Here is a 17,810-nt window from a genome sequence, read left to right on the forward strand (position 1 = left end):
GTTTGAACCATGCGTGTTCTGATTGCTGAACAGGATCACCCGCTCTACGCCCAATTGCTTCGCGAAGCCGCGCCGGACCTTGAGGTGCTGACCAGCGGCAACTCGGCCGAACTCTCGCGCCTGGCCGCCGATTCCCCGGTATGGCTGGGCCAGCCGGACCTGCTGGCGACGCTGTTGCGCCAGGGCCACCATCCGCAATGGTTGCAGTCGACCTGGGCCGGCATTACGCCCCTGTTGGCCGAAGGCCTGCCGCGTGATTATCGCCTGACCCGCGCGGTCGGCGTCTTTGGCCAGGTCATGGCTGAATTCGTCCTGACCTACATGCTCGGCCACGAGCGTGAAGTGCTGGCGCGGCTGGTCAGCCAGGTCGAGCGCAAGTGGGACAGCCGCCAGGGCCAGAGCCTGGCCGGGCGCAAGGTGCTGGTGGTCGGCACCGGCGACATTGGCCAGCGTGTGGCGCAGTTCCTGCTGCCATTTGGCGTCAAGCTGTATGGCATCGCCAGCCAGGCCCGCGAGCAGGCGCCGTTTATCGAAGTCGCCGGGCTCGATCAATTGGGCCAGCTGGTGGGGGAGGTGGATTATGTGATCAACCTGCTGCCCAACACCCCTGACACCCATGACCTGTACGACGCCGCACTGTTCAAGCAATTCAAGCCGACCGCCTTGTTCATCAACGTCGGGCGCGGTGTGGCGGTGGTGGATGCCGATCTGGTCGAAGCCCTCAAGGAGGGCCATCTTGCCGGAGCGGTGATCGACGTCTGTCGCCAGGAGCCGCTGCCGCAACGACACCCGTTCTGGACGGCGTGGGGCTTGCTGTTGACCGGGCACAGCTCGGCCCCGACCTCGCCGGCAATGATGGTGGAGTTGTTCGTGCAGAACGTGCGTGCGTACCAGGCTAAACAAGCCCTGCGCGGGGAAGTGGATTTCGAGCGCGGCTACTGATACGACACGGTAAAAAATGTGGGAGGGGCAAGCCCTAATGCCAGCCTGTAGGAGCGAGCTTGCTCGCGAAAAACTCATAGGCACCGCGTTCATGCAGAAAGCACGCGTTATCGTTGACGTTTTTCGCGAGCAAGCTCGCTCCTACAAACTGGCATTCATGGGTTCTGCGCATAACTCAGAGAGTGAAGTCACCTTCCGAAACCAGCTCGCTCAGCGGCTTGCGCGGGCTCGGCGCTTCGCGGCCTTGCAGGTACTCGGGCAGGCTCGACTTGTCGCCCAGCTTGCCCACTGCCACGGCGGCGTGCAGCGCATAGCCTGCGGGGATCTTCAGCGCCTGGCGGGTCAGTTCCTGATCGAAGCCGGCCATTCCATGGGTGTGCCAGCCGGCGAGGCTGGCTTGCAAGGCCAGGTGAGCCCAGGCGGCGCCGGTGTCGAAGGTGTGCCACAGGGCCGGGGTTTCTTCCGTGGCGCCGGGGGCGATGAAGTCGGTCTTCGAGGCGATGATCACCAGTGCCGACGCATGCTGCGCCCAGCCCCGGTTGAACTCGTTGAGCAAACCCAGGAAGCGCTCCCAGTCCGGCGTGTCGCGGCGGGCGTAGAGAAAGCGCCAGGGCTGCGAGTTGTAGGCCGAAGGTGCCCAGCGCGCCGCCTCGAAGAAGCTCAGCAGGGTTTCTTTGGAGATGCTCTCGCCGGTAAAGGCGCGAGGCGACCAGCGTTCGGTGAACTGGGTGTGGATCGGATAGTCGGCAACACGGGTCATGAGCAGTTCCTGATCGTCAATTCGGCGCTCAAAACTACTGCGCGGCCACTAGACTGACAAGTGTTGTTACACCGCCAGTCGCAAGCGCTTGGCCCCGAGGGGCTTGGGCACTAGACTGGCGGCCTTTGAACCTACCGATACTGATGCAGAGCCATGGCCGCCAAAGTCGAACCTTTCTGGATACGCAAAACCCTCGAACACCTCGACCAGGAGGAATGGGAATCGCTGTGCGACGGCTGTGGCCTGTGCTGCCTGCAAAAGCTTGAGGATGAAGACGACAACAGCGTCTATTACACGCGCATCGCCTGCAAACTGCTGGACCTGAAAACCTGCCAGTGCACCGACTATCCCAATCGTCGGGCGTCGGTGCCGGATTGCATCCAGCTCACGCCCGGGCAGGCCGACCAGTTCAAGTGGCTGCCGCCCACCTGCGGTTATCGCCTGGTCAGCGAGCGCAAGGATTTGCCATTGTGGCACCACCTGGTCTGCGGCGACCGCGACGCCGTGCACCACGAGCGCATTTCCCAGTCCGGGCGCATGCTCAGCGAAGGCAGCGTGCCAGAGGACGACTGGGAGGATTACCTGATCTTCCGCGCGGGTTAACCAGGAGTGCGTATGAAGGTGGGATTCAAGCTGGCGACAGTGGCGCTGTTGCTGGCGCTGAGCATGCCGGCGTGGTGCGCCAAAAAAGTCGACCTGGATTACCACGTCAAACTTCTGCCCCAGAGCGATCAGGCCGAGGTGCGCGTGAGCCTGTCCCAGGGCTCTGCGGTGCGCAGCCTGGATTTCGACCTTGGCCGCGACGGCGACTACAGCGATTTCAAGGCCGATGGGCAATGGAAGGTCGATGGTCGTCGGGGTCACTGGCAACCCAGCGCCGACAAGGCCAGCCTGACCTACCGCGTACGTCTGGGCCACGCGCACAAACCCGGCACCTACGAAGCGCGCATGACGCCGGCCTGGGCGCTGTTTCGCGGCGACGACCTGGTGCCCGCCGCACGGCTGGACCAGCAGGAGGGTGTCGAGCTGGTCGCGCGCCTGATCTTCGACCTGCCGCCGGGTTGGAACAGCATCGAGACCGCCTGGCCGCGTATCGGCAAGAACAGGTTTCGCATCGACAACGTGTCCCGCCTGTTCGACCGCCCCACCGGCTGGATGCTCGCCGGTAGCCTGGGCAGCCGGCGCATGCGCCTGGGGCAGACCGACGTCACCGTGACGTCGCCCAAGAGGCAGGGCATGCGGCGCATGGATGTGCTGACGCTGCTGACCTTCGTGTGGCCGCAAGTGGAAGCCGCGTTCCCGCGCCATCCGGCCAAACTGTTGGTGGTGGGCGCCAGCGACCCGATGCGCCGTGGCGCCTTTTCGGCGCGTGACTCGGTCTACCTCAACAGCCGCACGCCGCTGATCAGTGAAGACGGCAGCAGCCCGTTGGTCCGCGAAGTGGTGCAGGCCATCGCCCGTTTCAATGACCACGACAGCAGTGACTGGATCAGCGAAGGCCTGGCCGGGTACTACGCCATTGAACTGGTCCGTCGCGCCGGGGGAATCACCGATGAGCGGTATCAGGCGATACAGACGCGCCTGACGAAGGAGGGCAAGGCTGTGACCAGCCTGCGTGGCGAACACGTCAGTGGCGCAACAGTGTCACGGGCGGTGGTGGTGTTGCAGGAACTGGACCGCGAGATCCGCGTGAAAACCCATAACAAGCGCTCGCTGGATGACCTGGCGCAAGCGGTGATGCGCGCGGGCAGCGTGACCACGAAGGAGTTTGTGCAACTGGCCGAGCGCATCATCGACGGTTCATCCGCCGTACTCGACAGCAAGCTGCTGGAGTAATCTTAAAATCCTGCACAAAACAAATGTGGGAGGGGGCTTGCCCCCGATAGCAGAGTGTCAGCCAGCAACTCTTCCGCTGACCCACCGCTATCGGGGGCAAGCCCCCTCCCACATTTAAATCTCCAGCGGCCCGATTACTCGGCTCAGCCCGTGGTTTTCACCGCTTTTTCAGCCGCCACTTCAGCCTTGGTCTTCAGGTTCTTCAGCTCCGCGCCCGCTCGCTCGATCTTGGTACGTACGCTGTTCATTTCCTGGCGGCCTTGCTCGAGCTTGTCCTTGAGCGAACTGTGGCCGGTGAAACCGCGTGCCAGCGCCACGCCGCCAATCGCCACCTGGATCAGCCCGAAGAGCCCGCCACGGCGCAGGCCTTTGCCGACCAACATCACGCCACCGGCTACCGAGCCGATGCGTTCCCAGCCGTGCACATTCTGGGGGCGCTGCTCGTCCGGCTGCAGGTGTTCAATCACAGGTCGCAGGGTTTTGCTGTCGCTCATGATCCGTCTCCAACAAAGATAAGTGTCATTAGCTGACTGTTGGCGATGGCCGGATGTTCCCGCTATTTGCGTCGCCGGCTTTCAGTATTTGGGTCCCGAGCGGGTGTTATTGCCCTTGGCCAGGCGGTCGTAGAGCACCACGTTGACGGTGGCGGCGAGGTTCATGCAGCCGGTGGTCGGGATGTAGACCACGTCCTCGCACCAGTCGCGAATCTCTTTGTCCAGCGAGCCGTCTTCGGGGCCGAAGATGTACAGCGCGCGGTCGGGGTGGGTGTATTCGGGCAGCGGTCGGGCGCCTTCCACCAACTCCACGGCGACGGGGATGCAGCCCAGAGGCAGGATCTTCTTCAGGTCATCGATGCCGATCAGCGGAATGTCGTGATGCACCTTCTTGGTGTCGGTGATGAAATCCCGCGCGCGCTCGTAACGCACGCCGGTATAGAACACCGAAGCCACGCCGTAGCAGCCGGCGGCGCGCATCACCGAGCCGACATTTTCCGGGGATTTGGGGTTATACAGACCGATGCAGCTGTAGCGTTTATTGCCCACGGGGAAGGGTGCCTTGCAGGAAAAACCGCGATTATACGGTCTTGGGCAGTGTGGTGCTTGGGCGATCGCTATCGGCGGCAAGCCCCTCCCACAGGGGAATGCATTCCAAAATGTGGGAGGGGCGGTGCGACGATTCGACTTGCCCCCGATGAGGCCGGTACAGCCAACGATGATCTCAGTCGTCTTTCTTCATCAACCCCGCCAACGCCGCAAACGGGTTGTGCGTCGCCTTGGCAATCGTCGGGCTGCTGGTGGAGCCTTCGCCGAAGTACTGCTGGTCGGTGTAGCGCGAGTGCTCGTTGTCATGGCAGTACAGGCACAGCAGTTCCCAATTGGAGCCGTCCTGGGGATTGTCGTCATGATTGTGGTTGCGGTGGTGCACGGTCAGTTCGCTCAGGCGCTTGCCGGCGAATTCACGGGCGCAGCGGCCGCACACGTGGGGGTACATTTTCAGGGCTTTGTCGCGGTAGCCCATTTCCCGGTCGCGCTGGGCATCGGCGAGGATGCGGTCCAGCTTGGCGGTGTGGGAGGGCGGGTTGGTCGAGCTCATCATGGCTCCTGGCTATTGGGTGGTCACGGACAGGTTGATTCTAGCTAATCACAGCGCAATTAGCCCTTGAGCTTTTCCGCAATCCAGATGGTGTGTCGCGTGCCTTTGTTGCCATGGGCAAACACCTGCACTTCTTCGGCCTTGAAACCGGCCTTGCGCAGTTTGTCGCTGAACAGTCTGTCGGCGCTGGCCGACCACACGGCAAGCACGCCCTTGGGGCGCAGGGCCTTGGCGCAGGCGGCCAGGCCACCGGCGGAATACAGCCAGCTGTTGGCTTTTTGCGTGAGGCCTTCAGGGCCGTTATCGACGTCAAGCATGATCGCATCAAACCCCTGGGGCTCGGCCTGCAGCACCTTGGCCACGTCTTCCATGCGCACCACCGTGCGCGGGTCAAGCAAAGGGCGGCCGGACTTTTCGCCGAGCGGCCCACGGTTCCACTCCACCACGCCCGGCACTAATTCGGCCACCACCACTTCGGCGCTCTTGCCCAGGTGCTTGAGCGCCGAAGCCAGGGTAAACCCCATGCCCAGGCCACCGATCAGCACCCGTGAACCCGGACGACCGGCGACCTTGCGGCACGGAATTTCCGCCAGGGCATCTTCGGAACCGTGCATGCGCGTGTTCATCAACTGGCCGCCGTCACCGCCCTGGATCTTGATGACGAAGTCCTCACCGTATTCGAACAGGCACAAGGCACCGCCGTTGTCGGGGATCGGAGTGGTGTCCAGCAGAACGAAACGTTTCATGGAAATCTCATTGGGAAGGGCATTCTTGCGCGGTTGGGAGTAGCCTTGTGACATTCCGGTCAGGCCATGGAGCCATCGATGAAGTGCAGCATTCTAACGGTCATTGTGCTTGGCGCGCTCACATTGGGTACGGCGCAGGCGCAGGAGTTGCAAACCGTACCGGTCGCACCCGCGCCAACCCCTGGCGCGCCGGGCACGCCAACGCCCACGTTGTACCCGCAGGTCACGCCGCCCGCCGTGCCGAAAACCAACGGATCGCCGCCCCTGGCGCCGATCGTGCTGCCGGCGCCGCCCAAGGACCAGACGGTCCCGGGCCTGCAGCAGAACGACAGCAAGCCGAAGACGCCCGGCGGTTAAAACTGTTGCGAGGGCGTCCTGTGTTCAGACAGGGCCGCCCGACCAAGCTCTTCAATCATACGTTCCTAAATCAGCTCGAGGGCCTTGAACACGAAGGCATATTCGAGCGCTACGTCACGTAATCCCTGGTAACGACCGCTCATGCCGCCGTGACCGGCGCCCAGCTCGGTCTTGAGCAGCAGCAGGTTGTCGTCCGTCTTCGTGTCGCGCAGTTTGGCCACCCACTTGGCCGCTTCCCAGTACTGCACGCGACTGTCGTTGTAACCGGCAATCACCAGCATGTGCGGGTAGGCCTGGGCACGCACGTTTTCGTACGGCGCATAGGCCTTGATGCGCGCATACACCTCGGGCTCCTGCGGGTTGCCCCATTCGTCGTACTCGGTGACGGTCAGCGGCAGTTCCGGGTCGAGCATGGTGTTGAGCACATCGACAAACGGCACTTCGGCGATCGCCGCCTGGAACAGCTCCGGGCGTTGGTTGAGCACCGCACCGATCAACAGGCCGCCGGCGCTGCCGCCGCTGATCGCCAATTGCCTGGAGGTGGTCAGGCCCTGGGCGATGAGGTGTTCGGCGCAGGCGATGAAATCGCTGAAGGTGTTCTGTTTGTGTTCCTGCTTGCCGTTGCGGTACCAGGCTTCACCCAGCTCGCCACCGCCGCGCACATGCGCGATGGCAAACGCCACGCCTCGGTCCAGCAGGCTCAGGCGTGCATGGGAGAACCATGGGTCCAGGCTTGATCCATACGCGCCGTAGCCATACAGGTACAGCGGCGTCGGCTGGCCGAGCTGGTCACGCTTGACCACCAGGCTGATCGGCACCTGGGTACCGTCGGCGGACGTGGCCCACAGACGCTGGCTGACGTAATCGTCGGCGTTGAACTCACCGAGTACCGGGGTTTCCTTGAGCACCTGCTGTGCCCCGCTGGCCAGTTCCAACTGGCGCACCTGGGCCGGACGGTTCAGCGCTTCATAGCGCAGGCGAATCCTGTCGCTGGCAAATTCCAGGCTGTTCTGTACGTAAAGGCTGTAAGCCGCGTCAGGCAGTTCCACGCGATAGGCCGGTACGCCCTCGGGGTGCACTTCGATCACCGGCAGGCCGCCGATGCGCAGGCTCAGGGTCATGGCGCTGGCGTTGAGGCTGACGCCGTCGAGCATTACCTCGTCGCTGTGGGGGATCAGGTTCTGCCAGTCGGCTTCGGTCGGGGGCGTGCCGGTGTCAGGCGCGACGAACAGCGCGTAGTTGATACCGTCGCGGTTGCTGCGGATAAACCAGGTCCACTGGCCGTTCAACTGGCCGTGGTCGACATCGTATTCGTGATCTTCCACCCGCGGCGCCAGGCAGGTGAAGTCCAGGTGCGGCTGGTCGGCGTCGAGGGCCCAGATCTCGCTGGTGGTCTTGCTGCCCAGGGCCAACAGCAACTGGCGCTCGGAGCTGGAGCGGTAGCAATGCAAGAAGAAGCGTCCGTCGGGTTCGTGGAACACTTCCTGCGCCGCAGTGCCGTCCAGGCGGTAGCGGTAAAGCTTGTGCGGCCGATGAGTGTCGTCCAGTTCGCCGAAAAACAGCGTGATGCTGTCGTTGGCCCAGGTCATGCTGCCGTCGCAGTCGTCGAATGCCAGCTCACTGACCTTGTCGGTCGCCAATTCCTTCACGTACAGGGTGTAGATCTCTTCACCGGTGGTGTCGAGGCTGTAGGCCAGGCGCTGATGGTCGGGGCTGATGCTGAACGCGCCGAGGGAGAAAAAGCCGCCATTGGCCAGCACGTTCGGGTCCAGCAGCAGTTCTTCGCTGCGCTCATCCACCTGGTTGCTGTCATCGGCCGGGCGCCGGCAGCGGTAGTGACGCGCGTATTCGTCACCGGCGGTGGTGCGCGTGTAGTACAGGTACGGGCCCCAAGGGGAGGGCAGGGACAAGTCGGTTTCCAGGATACGGCCCTTGATCTCTTCGAACAGAGTGTCGCGCAGTGCCTGCTGGTCGGCCAGTTGGGTCTCCTGCCAGGCGTTTTCCGCCTTGAGGTAATCGAGCACCTCAGGGCTGTCACGTTCCTGCAGCCAGGCGTACGGGTCTGAACCTGGGGCTTTGCGGGCAATCGGTGCGGTCGAAATAGGCATGGATAATTCTCTATCGGGCGGACGGTGGCCGGCATTGCAGCCGCGACACGCAAAAGCCGTTATCATAGCCGCCTCTTTGCCAGCCTTGCCATGGACACCATGACCGAGAACGACTATCTGACCGCTTGGGGCCTTTACGCCTTCGCCGCTTTGGGCTGCCTGTTGGTGTGGTGGCGCATGACCCGCTGGATCTGGCGCTGGTTGCGTGAGCCGTTGCAGTTACTGATGGCAGTGCTGTTGCTCAGCCCCACCATCGTCGACCCGATCAAGACCCAGTTCGCCCCGGCCGTGGCGATCACTGCCCTGGACCTGCTGCTCAAGGTCGGCAATAACGCCTGGCGCGCCATCTCCGACCTGTTCATGTACACCATGATCGTGTTTGCGCTGTACATCGTGTTCGTGCTGATCCGCTGGCCCATCGAGCGCGCCGCCAACGCCCGCCGTGAGCGCAAGGCCGCCACGGATGCCGCGCTGGCCGCGGAGCCGGAGGAAGACGAACCGTTCCGTCGCCCGGCTCCCGCCCCCGGCATGCGGGTCGAACCGCGCCTTTAACGTTGTCCGCCCTGCAGCGAGAGCCCCGGCATGTGTGAATTATTGGGCATGAGTGCCAACGTCCCCACCGATATCGTGTTCAGCTTCACCGGGCTGATGCAGCGGGGCGGGCGAACCGGCCCGCACCGCGACGGTTGGGGCATCGCCTTCTACGAAGGCCGTGGCCTGCGGCTGTTCCAGGACCCGGCCGCGAGCAGCGAGTCGGAAGTCGCCCTGCTGGTGCAGCGCTATCCCATCAAGAGCGAAGTGGTGATCGGCCATATCCGCCAGGCCAATGTGGGCAAGGTGAGCCTGGCCAATACCCACCCGTTCGTGCGCGAACTGTGGGGGCGCAACTGGTGTTTTGCGCACAATGGCCAACTGGCCGACTTCAGCCCCCGCGCCACCTTCTACCGGCCGGTGGGCGACACCGACAGTGAAGCGGCGTTCTGCGACTTGCTCAACCGCGTGCGCGAAGCCTTCCCGGAGCCGGTGGATATCGAGCAGATGCTGCCGGACCTGATCGCCGCCTGCGCCGAATACCGCAGCAAAGGCGTGTTCAACTGCCTGCTCAGCGATGGCGACTGGCTGTTTTGCTATTGCTCGACCAAACTGGCGCAGATTACCCGGCGCGCGCCCTTCGGCCCGGCTCGCTTGAAAGATGTCGACGTGATCGTCGATTTTCAGGCCGAAACCACCCCCAACGACGTGGTAACGGTCATCGCCACCGAACCGCTGACCGACAACGAAAACTGGACCCGCTACGAACCGGGCCAATGGAGCCTGTGGCGACGCGGAGAATGCGTCAGCCAGGGCGTTACCGAATAAGGAATCGACCATGTTGCTCAGCTATCTGCGGTTGGTGCTGTTTGCCATAGGCTTGTTGGTCGGCGTGCAAGTGCCGGGGTTCATCAACGATTACGCCAAGCGCGTCGAAGCCCACCTGATCGAGGCCCAGACGGGCCTGCGCGGGTTCGAGTCCACCGCGCAGCAGTTCTTCAACGGTGACATGCAAGCCCTGGTGGCGCATTACCGTGCCAGCGATGACCCGGTCTTCCAAAGCGACGCCAGCAGCCTGGGCGCGATGCTTGACCGTCAGTTGGCGTTGGACAAGCAATTCCAGGCCATGCAGGGCCCCTGGTACATCCGCGCCCTGCAGGTGGCGGTGGCGGCTGATCCGGATATTCGCCTGGAAACCTGGAATGGCTACAGCTACCAGATCCTGCTGACGCCCGAGGCCATGGGCTGGGGCCTGGGCGGGGCGATGCTGCTGTCGTTCGGTATCGAATGTCTGTATCGCCTGATCGACTGGGTGGTGCTGGGCGGCCGGCGCCTGCGCCAGAGCCGGCCGATTGAAGAGCGGGATTTGAAAGGGCTCTAAGTCCTGACAAAAATCCAGTGTGGGAGGGGGCTTGCCCCCGATGGCAGTGTGTCAGCCAACATATGTTTAGCTGACTCACCGCGATCGGGGGCAAGCCCCCTCCCACATTTGGACCCGGTTCAGTCAGTTGCTCAGTACCATCCGCTCTTTACCGACTTCCTCGGCATAGCGGGCGACGACCTTCTGGCACAACCCCACAATCTCCTCCACCAACTCCACCCCCACGCGCCACGACACCACCACCTGCAGGTTCGGCAGTTGCTGCGCCATCGCCAGCATTACCAGTTCCCCCCGTGCCAGCTCTTCGCTGACCAGCACCGGCGGCAGCGCGCCAATGCCGAAGCCATCGCGTAGTAGCCGGGTAATGGCTGATACCGAGTTGACGCAGTTCATGCGCGGTGCGGCGACGCCGTTGGCCTGCATCAAACTCAATACATCCTGATGGGGACAGGAGTTTTTCGAGTAGGTGATGATGCGTTCCTGGGCCAGTTCGGCGAGGGAGGCGTAATCGCGGTTATAGATCGACTGGCTGGCGACAATCCAGGCCATGGGGTGGCTGCCCAGTTCCAGGCTGCGCACGCTCTCAAGGCGCAGCAGGTCGGTTTGCAGGATCAGGTCCAGGAAGCCTTTTTGCAGCTGATCGCTAAGGTTCAGCGCAGTATCGGCGACCAATTCGATTTCAACCCGCGGGAACAGGGTCATCAGTTCAGCGACCAACGGGCTGAGCCAGGTGTGGATCACGGTGTCCATTGCGCCGATCCGAATCCGTCCGACCTTGCTGCTGGTGGTTTCCAGGGACTGCTTCAAGCCCTGCAGGGTCACCATCATCTGCTCGGCATAATCGAGCACCTTCAAGCCTTCCGGGGTCAGGCTCACGCCTCGCGAATCGCGCAGAAACAGCTTCACCCCCAACTCGCTCTCCAGCACCGCAATGCGGCTGGAGATCGACGCCTGGGTGGTGAACAGCTTTTCGGCGGTCAGGCGGAAACTCTTGAGCTTGGCCACCCAGACGAAGGTTTCGAGGAACTTCAAATTCATGGGATCAACTTTTTCTTATGCATGGATCGGTTTTTATTAGTTGGACGCCGCGGCGTGCCGGCGCCAAAAATCGAGCCGTTCCACGATAAGCGTCGTTGGGGTTCAGGACAACATCGTTGCGAGATGTTGGTAAAAGATCCCACACTACAAAAAAACAAAGCCTACAGGAGCGACCCCGTGAGCCGCCTGCTATTGAATTGCGACATCGGCGAAAGCTTCGGCAACTGGACCCTGGGTCTGGACGCCCAAGTCATGCCGTTCATCGACTGCGCCAACGTGGCGTGCGGCTTCCATGCCGGCGACCCGAGCATCATGCGCAAGACCGTCCGCCTGGCACTCAAGCATGGCGTGCAAGTGGGCGCGCACCCGGCCTATCAGGACCTGCAAGGTTTCGGCCGCCGCTCCATGCAGTACACCCCCCAGGAAATCCAGGACCTGATGCACTACCAGATCGGTGCGCTGGACGGCATCTGCCGCGCACAAGGCGGGCGCGTCAGCTACGTGAAACCCCATGGTGCGATGTACAACGACATGATGGCCAACCCCGCCCAACTGCGTGCGGTGATCCAGGCCGTGGCGGCCTATGGCGACCTGCCGCTGATGCTGCTGGCCACGCGCGACAACAGCGCGGCCCAGGCCCTGGGCGATGAATACGGCGTGACCCTGTGGTTCGAGGCCTTCGCCGACCGCGCCTATGACAGCCGGGGCCATCTGGTTTCGCGCCAGTTGCCGGGCGCGGTGCATCATGACGCCGAGACCATCGTCCGGCAGGCCCTGACCCTTTCCCGTGGTGAGCCGCTGGTCGCCAGCGATGGCAGCGCGTTGGTGCTGCAGGCCAATACCTTATGCGTGCATGGCGACAACGCCAGCTCGGTCGCGGCGGTGCAGCGTATTCGCCAAGCGTTGAAGCCAGCATGAAACCACGGATTGAAGTGGTGGCCATCGACTGCCTGATGGTGCGCCTGTTTGACGCGATTGCCGAAGCCAACATGCCGTGGATGCTCGCCGCCACCGAGCGTCTGCGCAGCGGGTTCGGCGCAGCGTTGGTGGACCTGGTGCCGTCCTACACCACCTTGATGGTGCATTACGACCTCACGGCGTTGACCCCGACCCAGGCCCGGGCGTTGATCGAGCATGCCCTGACCGACCTGCAACCCCAGGCGCAGGGCGCTGGCCGGTGCCATGTGCTGCCGGTGTGGTACGACCTCAGTGTCGGCCCGGAGTTGACCTTGCTGTCCCGGCGCAGCGGACTGGCTGTGGATGAGGTGATTCGTCGCCACAGCGACCACCTGTATCAAGTGTTCGCCCTGGGTTTCGCCCCCGGTTTTGCCTTTATGGGACTGGTGGACGAGATCCTCGCCACGCCGCGTCTCAACACCCCGCGCAAACGCGTGTCAGCCGGCAGCGTGGGCATCGCCGAGCGGCAAACCGCCGCCTATCCGGTCGTATCCCCCGGCGGCTGGAACCTGATCGGGCGCACCCCGGTCACACTGTTCGACCGCGAACGCGACGGCTACAGCCTGATGCAGCCCGGCGATACGGTGCGTTTCGAGGCGGTCGGCCACGCTGAGTTCGTCAACCTGGGCGGCGATGACACGCCTCTGGAGGCGCACGCATGAGCCGCTTGATCATTGAGGCCAGCACACCGCTGTGCCTGTTGCAGGACGCCGGTCGTTTCGGCGTACGCCACCTTGGCGTGACCCAGGGCGGGGCGCTGGATTGGGTGTCGATGTCATGGGCCAATTGGCTGCTGGACAATGCCCTGGATGCGCCGGTAATAGAAATTACCCTGGGCGGTTTTACCGTGCAGGCCGAGGACTACTGTTTGTTGGCCCTGGCCGGTGCGGACCTGGGCGCCTTCATTGATGAACGTGCGATCAGCCCGGGGCGCAGCTTTATCCTGCAAAAGGGCCAGCGGCTGCGCTTCACCCAGCCGTTCAAAGGCGCGCGGGCTTACCTGGCGGCACCGGGCGGGTTCGACGCGCCGGATGTGTTGGGCAGTTGCGCCACCGTAGTACGTGAGGAACTGGGTGGCGTAGACGGTTTCGGCAAGGCGTTGGCTGAAGGCGGGCGCCTGGCTTATTCCGGTACGGGCGGCGCAATGAAGGTGCTGGCCAAGCCGGATTTGCAATCCGGTGCATCACTGGACGTGATCGTCGGCGCTCAGATCGGTCGGTTCAGCGGCCAAAGCCTGTTCGATGCGTTCAACACCGAATGGGCCCTGGACAGCCGCGCCGACCGCATGGGCATGCGCTTGCTGGGCACGCCGCTGCAGTACCAGGGGCCATCGTTGATTTCCGAAGGTATTCCCTTGGGCGCCATCCAGGTACCGCCGGACGGGCAGCCGATTGTGTTGCTCAATGATCGGCAGACCATTGGCGGCTATCCGCGTCTGGGGGCGTTGACGCCCTTGGCGCTGGCACGACTGGCGCAGTGTCTTCCAGGCGAGAAGGTACGGTTGGCGCCCGTGGTGCAAGAGACGGCGCATCGCCAGCACCTCGACTTTCTACGCCGGCTCAGTTGATCGCTGAGGCCGTGCGGCAACGACAGTACAGGATTTATCCCACGTGACTTAAATCCATCGCCGTATTGGTTCACAAGCAGGCGCATGAAAGGCTTGGTGGTTCATTTGCTATCAGGATTCAACATGCGCTACATGAAGATCTACGCACAGGACGTATACGATAACGACGTGCCTGATGTGGTGACGCTTGAGTTTCACGACGATACCCGCGCGCCGACACTCGTTCATCAGGCCACGACATTCGATATCACCGATGATGGGAAGTTGGACTGGGTGATCGCCGATGATGTGAACCAGGACGGCGTCGTCGATGCTCTCGACCGTGCACAGGCGATTGAGTTGGCCCAGCTGTTCCTTGCGTTCAACTGGTTCAGTCTCGATGCACCGTTCGATAAATATTTGAAGGTATTTGCCCAGGATTTTGATGACAACGGCGTGCCTGACACCGTGCGGCTGCATTTTCATCAAGGCGAGGGGGCACCGACCGATGAAAGCATCGCCTACACCGCAGCCATTTATGCCGATGGTAATGGCCTTGGCGGGAGTGTGATCAATCAGGACGTCAATAACGACGGTAAGACCAACAGGCAGGACGCTGAGTTGGTCAAACAGTTCTGCGCGCTGTTTCTGAAGTTCGGCTGGATCGACGCCGGGCGCTGCTGATGGCGAGCCTGTAGCCGCTGTGCGGCTACAAGCTACTTCGACAGAAAGCGCATGCCTTCTTCCAACCCGCGAAGTGTCAGCGGATACATCTGATCCTCCACCAACTCCCGCACAATCGCCGTCGATGCCGTGTAGCCCCAAGTATCCTTGGGATAGGGGTTTATCCAGATCAGTTTCTTGTACTTGGCCATGAACCGCTGCATCCACACATACCCAGGCTCCTCGTTCCAGTGCTCGACGCTGCCGCCGGCCTGGGTGATCTCATAGGGCGCCATGGACGCATCGCCGATGAAAATCACTTTGTAATCGGCGCCGTATTTGTGCAGCACATCCTGGGTGGAGGTGCGTTCCGAGGTGCGCCGCTGGTTGTTCTTCCACACCGACTCGTAGACGAAGTTGTGGAAGTAGAAGTACTCCAGGTGCTTGAACTCGGTTTTGCACGCCGAGAACAGTTCTTCGCAGATTTTCACGTGGGCGTCCATCGAGCCGCCGATGTCGAACAGCAACAACAGCTTGATGGTATTGCGCCGCTCAGGACGCATCTGGATATTCAGCAGCCCGGCGTCGCGTGCGGTGTGGTCGATGGTGCCGTCGATGTCCAGCTCTTCGGCCGCGCCCTGGCGGGCAAACTTGCGCAGGCGGCGCAGGGCGATCTTGATATTGCGCGTGCCCAACTCAACCTGGTCGTCGAGGTTCTTGTACTCGCGCTGGTCCCAGACCTTGACCGCCTTGCCCTGGCGCTTGCCGGCATCGCCCACGCGGATGCCTTCGGGGTTGTAGCCACCGGAACCGAAGGGGCTGGTGCCGCCGGTGCCAATCCACTTGTTGCCGCCGGCGTGACGTTCCTTCTGTTCTTCCAGGCGCTTTTTGAATTCCTCGATCAGTTTGTCGAGGCCGCCGAGGGACTGGATATGCGCGCGCTCCTCATCGCTCAGCGAGCGTTCGAACTCCTTGCGCAGCCAGTCTTCGGGGATCAGCGCCTGCAAGTGGTCATCGAGCTTTTCCAGGCCGTTGAAGTACGCACCGAAGGCCCGGTCGAACTTGTCGAAATGCCGCTCGTCCTTGACCAGGATCGCCCGGGCCAGGTAGTAGAACTCGTCCATGTCGGCGAAGGTCACGCGCTGTTTGAGCGCATTGATCAGGTCGAGCAGCTCTCGCACCGACACGGGCACCTTGGCGGCACGCATTTCATTGAACAGGTTGAGCAACATTATCGATTACCGCGACGGCTCATGAATGCCAGACGTTCCAGCAACTGCACGTCCTGCTCGTTCTTCACCAGCGCACCGGCCAGCGGCGGGATGGCCTTGGTCGGGTCGCGTTCGCGCAGCACCGCTTCGCCGATGTTGTCGGCCATCAGCAGCTTCAGCCAGTCGACCAGTTCGGACGTGGAGGGCTTTTTCTTCAGGCCCGGCACCTTGCGCACGTCAAAGAACACATCCAGCGCTTCGCTGACCAGGTCTTTCTTGATGTCCGGATAGTGCACATCGACGATTTTCTGCAGGGTCGTGCGGTCGGGAAAGGCGATGTAATGGAAGAAGCAGCGGCGCAGGAAGGCGTCCGGCAGCTCTTTCTCGTTGTTGGAGGTAATGATGATGATCGGGCGTTTTTTGGCCTTGATGGTCTCGTCGATTTCGTAGACGTAGAACTCCATCTTGTCGAGTTCCTGCAACAGGTCGTTGGGGAACTCGATGTCGGCCTTGTCGATTTCATCGATCAGCAGGATCACTCGCTCTTCGGACTCGAAAGCCTCCCAGAGCTTGCCCTTTTTCAGGTAGTTGCGCACGTCATGCACTTTGTCCACGCCCAGTTGCGAGTCGCGCAGGCGGCTGACCGCGTCGTACTCGTAGAGACCCTGGTGGGCCTTGGTGGTGGACTTGATGTGCCAGGTGATCAACCTGGCGCCGAAGGACTCGGCCAGTTGCTCGGCAAGCATGGTCTTGCCGGTGCCCGGTTCGCCCTTGACCAGCAGCGGCCGCTCCAGGGTGATGGCGGCGTTGACGGCCAGTTTCAGGTCATCGGTAGCCACATAGGCCTGGGTGCCTTCGAACTTCATCGGTCATTCCTCGAATTCATCAATGCCCGACTATACCGCGCAGCCCCGGCGACTGTGAACGCAGACGGGTTATTCAGTCTCTGAATGGCCGGTCACTTCAATCTCCCGGCCAATGGGGTAAATGTGGGAGGGGGCTTGCTCCCACAGTTCTAATCGGCACTGGGCTTGGGTTGTTCATAGCGGGCATTGAAGGCCTGGATAAAGCCGTTGCGCAGAATGGCAATAACTGCTGAAAACGCACTGACATTCTGCTGGTGCACGCTGCCGCTCAGTTCAACCCGGGTCGCGAACTGGTTCTTGCGCTGGTTCTTCAATACCGTCTCGCTGGCGCCGACCACAGCCTCCCAGATCGAGCGGAAGATGTTCTTGTCTTTGTTTTCCACATCCTGCTGCCAGTCGAAGACTTCGACATCGCGCAGCAGTGGCTTGATGTAGCCGCGCAATTGGCCTTTTTCGGCCTGGGCTTCGATGACCACGTCGCCGGTACCGGCCTTGAAGTCGAATTTGCCGTAAGCCGAGGCGAAGTCATTCATGCGCTTGAGTTGCAGGTCGCGGGCACGAAAGCGGAACTCGAACTCTTCGAAATCACTCAGCGGATCAAAGGTCGCGCTGGCTTCCAGCGGCGCCTGGCCTTGCAGCAGCGCCTTGCCCTCGAAGCGCGCGTCGCGCTTGCCCTCAACGTCCACCACGTTGGTCAGGTTGTAGAGACTGGCATTGACCCCGGTGGCGTTGATATTCACCTCAGGCTTGGAACTGAAGTTATGAAAGGCGATCTTGCCGTCTTCGATGCGCACTTCGTTGAGGGTGATCGGCAACAACTTGCTCAGTTGTTCCTGCCAGTCGGTGCCCTTACCGGTCTGGGACGCCTGCTTGTTGGCGCCGCCGTCGACGAAGTTGATTTCCGGGCGTACGAAATGCCCTTCGGCTACGACGGCATGGTCGTACCACAGTGAATGCCAGCTCACCGCGAACTCGATCAGCGGTGCCTTGACGAACGGCACCGGCACCTTGCCGTCCACCTTGACGATTTGCAGCCCGTTGATCCGGTAGGCGCCTCGCCACAAGGCCAGGTCCACATCGGCAATTTCGCCACGGTAATCGCCCATGTCGGCGAGCTTTTCATTCAGGTAGTTGCGCACCAGGTAAGGCAGCGCGATGTTTGCGGCAACCAGGACCAGCACCAGCCCGGCGACGGTCCAGAGCGGCCAACTGTAGCGACGTTTCATGGGGCAGTTCTCCTTGCTCGTAGGAGATGGACTGCTGCAAGCGGCGCAA

The 17,810-nt window shown here is 62.1% G+C and carries 21 protein-coding genes; 11 read left to right on the forward strand and 10 right to left on the reverse strand.

All coding sequences use genetic code 11. The features are described 5' to 3' along the window. Positions 1–9 precede the first annotated feature (9 nt). Positions 10–942 (forward strand): D-2-hydroxyacid dehydrogenase, encoded by a 933-nt coding sequence (locus BFP89_RS15455; RefSeq protein WP_065886306.1) that lies wholly within the window; start codon positions 10–12, stop codon positions 940–942. Between the two features lie 175 nt (positions 943–1,117). On the opposite strand, the gene BFP89_RS15460 is transcribed toward BFP89_RS15455, so the two are convergent. Continuing rightward, positions 1,118–1,702, reverse strand: coding sequence for a nitroreductase family protein (locus BFP89_RS15460; protein ID WP_065886307.1), 585 nt, complete (start codon positions 1,700–1,702; stop codon positions 1,118–1,120). 153 nt (positions 1,703–1,855) lie between these two features. Between BFP89_RS15460 and BFP89_RS15465 the strand changes: the two genes are divergently transcribed. Both BFP89_RS15465 and BFP89_RS15470 read left to right on the forward strand, forming a co-directional pair. Further along, a complete protein-coding gene (locus BFP89_RS15465) occupies positions 1,856–2,305 on the forward strand; it encodes a YcgN family cysteine cluster protein (RefSeq protein WP_003172524.1) in 450 nt (149 codons plus the stop codon). A 12-nt stretch (positions 2,306–2,317) separates the two neighbouring features. Next, a complete protein-coding gene (locus BFP89_RS15470; RefSeq protein WP_065886308.1) occupies positions 2,318–3,538 on the forward strand; it encodes a hypothetical protein in 1,221 nt (406 codons plus the stop codon). Between the two features lie 143 nt (positions 3,539–3,681). Here the strand turns inward: BFP89_RS15470 and BFP89_RS15475 are convergent, their stop codons facing one another. The 4 genes from BFP89_RS15475 to BFP89_RS15490 form a co-directional block, all read right to left on the reverse strand. Further along, positions 3,682–4,032: a YgaP family membrane protein gene (locus BFP89_RS15475; protein ID WP_065886309.1), complete on the reverse strand. Its 351-nt coding sequence runs from the start codon at positions 4,030–4,032 to the stop codon at positions 3,682–3,684. A gap of 81 nt (positions 4,033–4,113) precedes the next feature. Beyond that, on the reverse strand, positions 4,114–4,581 hold the full coding sequence (locus BFP89_RS15480; protein ID WP_003189607.1) for an RNA methyltransferase: 468 nt from the start codon (positions 4,579–4,581) through the stop codon (positions 4,114–4,116). A 175-nt stretch (positions 4,582–4,756) separates the two neighbouring features. Further along, a complete protein-coding gene (locus BFP89_RS15485; protein ID WP_003210675.1) occupies positions 4,757–5,131 on the reverse strand; it encodes a YajD family HNH nuclease in 375 nt (124 codons plus the stop codon). A gap of 59 nt (positions 5,132–5,190) precedes the next feature. Beyond that, positions 5,191–5,877 carry a spermidine synthase gene (locus BFP89_RS15490; RefSeq protein WP_065886310.1) on the reverse strand — a complete coding sequence of 229 codons (687 nt, stop codon included), beginning with the start codon at positions 5,875–5,877 and terminating at the stop codon, positions 5,191–5,193. Between the two features lie 78 nt (positions 5,878–5,955). On the opposite strand from BFP89_RS15490, the gene BFP89_RS15495 reads away from it, so the two are divergent. Next, the gene (locus tag BFP89_RS15495; protein ID WP_065886311.1) at positions 5,956–6,234 is read left to right on the forward strand and encodes a hypothetical protein; all 279 of its coding nucleotides are present in this window, start codon (positions 5,956–5,958) and stop codon (positions 6,232–6,234) included. Positions 6,235–6,299: 65 nt separating this feature from the next. Here the strand turns inward: BFP89_RS15495 and BFP89_RS15500 are convergent, their stop codons facing one another. Beyond that, on the reverse strand, positions 6,300–8,342 hold the full coding sequence (locus BFP89_RS15500; RefSeq protein ID WP_065886312.1) for a S9 family peptidase: 2,043 nt from the start codon (positions 8,340–8,342) through the stop codon (positions 6,300–6,302). Between the two features lie 24 nt (positions 8,343–8,366). On the opposite strand from BFP89_RS15500, the gene BFP89_RS15505 reads away from it, so the two are divergent. The 3 genes from BFP89_RS15505 to BFP89_RS15515 are packed head-to-tail and all read left to right on the forward strand — an operon-like array spanning position 8,367 to position 10,254. After that, positions 8,367–8,894: an MFS transporter gene (locus BFP89_RS15505; RefSeq protein ID WP_065886313.1), complete on the forward strand. Its 528-nt coding sequence runs from the start codon at positions 8,367–8,369 to the stop codon at positions 8,892–8,894. Positions 8,895–8,924: 30 nt separating this feature from the next. Then, positions 8,925–9,701 carry a class II glutamine amidotransferase gene (locus BFP89_RS15510; protein WP_065886314.1) on the forward strand — a complete coding sequence of 259 codons (777 nt, stop codon included), beginning with the start codon at positions 8,925–8,927 and terminating at the stop codon, positions 9,699–9,701. A 10-nt stretch (positions 9,702–9,711) separates the two neighbouring features. Next, positions 9,712–10,254, forward strand: coding sequence for a DUF2937 family protein (locus BFP89_RS15515; RefSeq protein WP_065886315.1), 543 nt, complete (start codon positions 9,712–9,714; stop codon positions 10,252–10,254). A gap of 123 nt (positions 10,255–10,377) precedes the next feature. On the opposite strand, the gene BFP89_RS15520 is transcribed toward BFP89_RS15515, so the two are convergent. Next, entirely contained in the window at positions 10,378–11,292 is a 915-nt protein-coding gene (locus BFP89_RS15520; RefSeq protein ID WP_065886316.1) for a LysR family transcriptional regulator, read from the reverse strand. Between the two features lie 177 nt (positions 11,293–11,469). Between BFP89_RS15520 and BFP89_RS15525 the strand changes: the two genes are divergently transcribed. From BFP89_RS15525 to BFP89_RS15540, 4 genes are all read left to right on the forward strand, one after another. Then, the gene (locus BFP89_RS15525) at positions 11,470–12,210 is read left to right on the forward strand and encodes a 5-oxoprolinase subunit PxpA (RefSeq protein WP_065886317.1); all 741 of its coding nucleotides are present in this window, start codon (positions 11,470–11,472) and stop codon (positions 12,208–12,210) included. After that, positions 12,207–12,911, forward strand: a complete 705-nt coding sequence (locus BFP89_RS15530; RefSeq protein ID WP_065886318.1) for a 5-oxoprolinase subunit B family protein — start codon at positions 12,207–12,209, stop codon at positions 12,909–12,911. The genes BFP89_RS15525 and BFP89_RS15530 overlap by 4 nt, the downstream gene beginning before the upstream one ends. After that, positions 12,908–13,816: a 5-oxoprolinase subunit C family protein gene (locus BFP89_RS15535; protein ID WP_065886319.1), complete on the forward strand. Its 909-nt coding sequence runs from the start codon at positions 12,908–12,910 to the stop codon at positions 13,814–13,816. Before BFP89_RS15530 ends, BFP89_RS15535 begins: the two co-directional genes overlap by 4 nt. A gap of 123 nt (positions 13,817–13,939) precedes the next feature. After that, on the forward strand, positions 13,940–14,479 hold the full coding sequence (locus BFP89_RS15540) for a hypothetical protein (protein ID WP_065886320.1): 540 nt from the start codon (positions 13,940–13,942) through the stop codon (positions 14,477–14,479). 32 nt (positions 14,480–14,511) lie between these two features. On the opposite strand, the gene BFP89_RS15545 is transcribed toward BFP89_RS15540, so the two are convergent. The 3 genes from BFP89_RS15545 to BFP89_RS15555 form a co-directional block, all read right to left on the reverse strand. Further along, complete coding sequence (locus tag BFP89_RS15545; RefSeq protein ID WP_065886321.1) at positions 14,512–15,690, reverse strand: vWA domain-containing protein; 1,179 nt, start codon at positions 15,688–15,690, stop codon at positions 14,512–14,514. Then, positions 15,690–16,535: an AAA family ATPase gene (locus tag BFP89_RS15550; RefSeq protein WP_003189627.1), complete on the reverse strand. Its 846-nt coding sequence runs from the start codon at positions 16,533–16,535 to the stop codon at positions 15,690–15,692. The genes BFP89_RS15545 and BFP89_RS15550 overlap by 1 nt, the downstream gene beginning before the upstream one ends. 149 nt (positions 16,536–16,684) lie before the next feature. Then, a complete protein-coding gene (locus BFP89_RS15555; RefSeq protein WP_065886322.1) occupies positions 16,685–17,761 on the reverse strand; it encodes a DUF748 domain-containing protein in 1,077 nt (358 codons plus the stop codon). Positions 17,762–17,810 lie beyond the last annotated feature (49 nt).

It is taken from the genome of Pseudomonas sp. 31 R 17 (genome assembly GCF_900004915.1).
Taxonomy (GTDB): domain Bacteria; phylum Pseudomonadota; class Gammaproteobacteria; order Pseudomonadales; family Pseudomonadaceae; genus Aquipseudomonas; species Aquipseudomonas orientalis_A.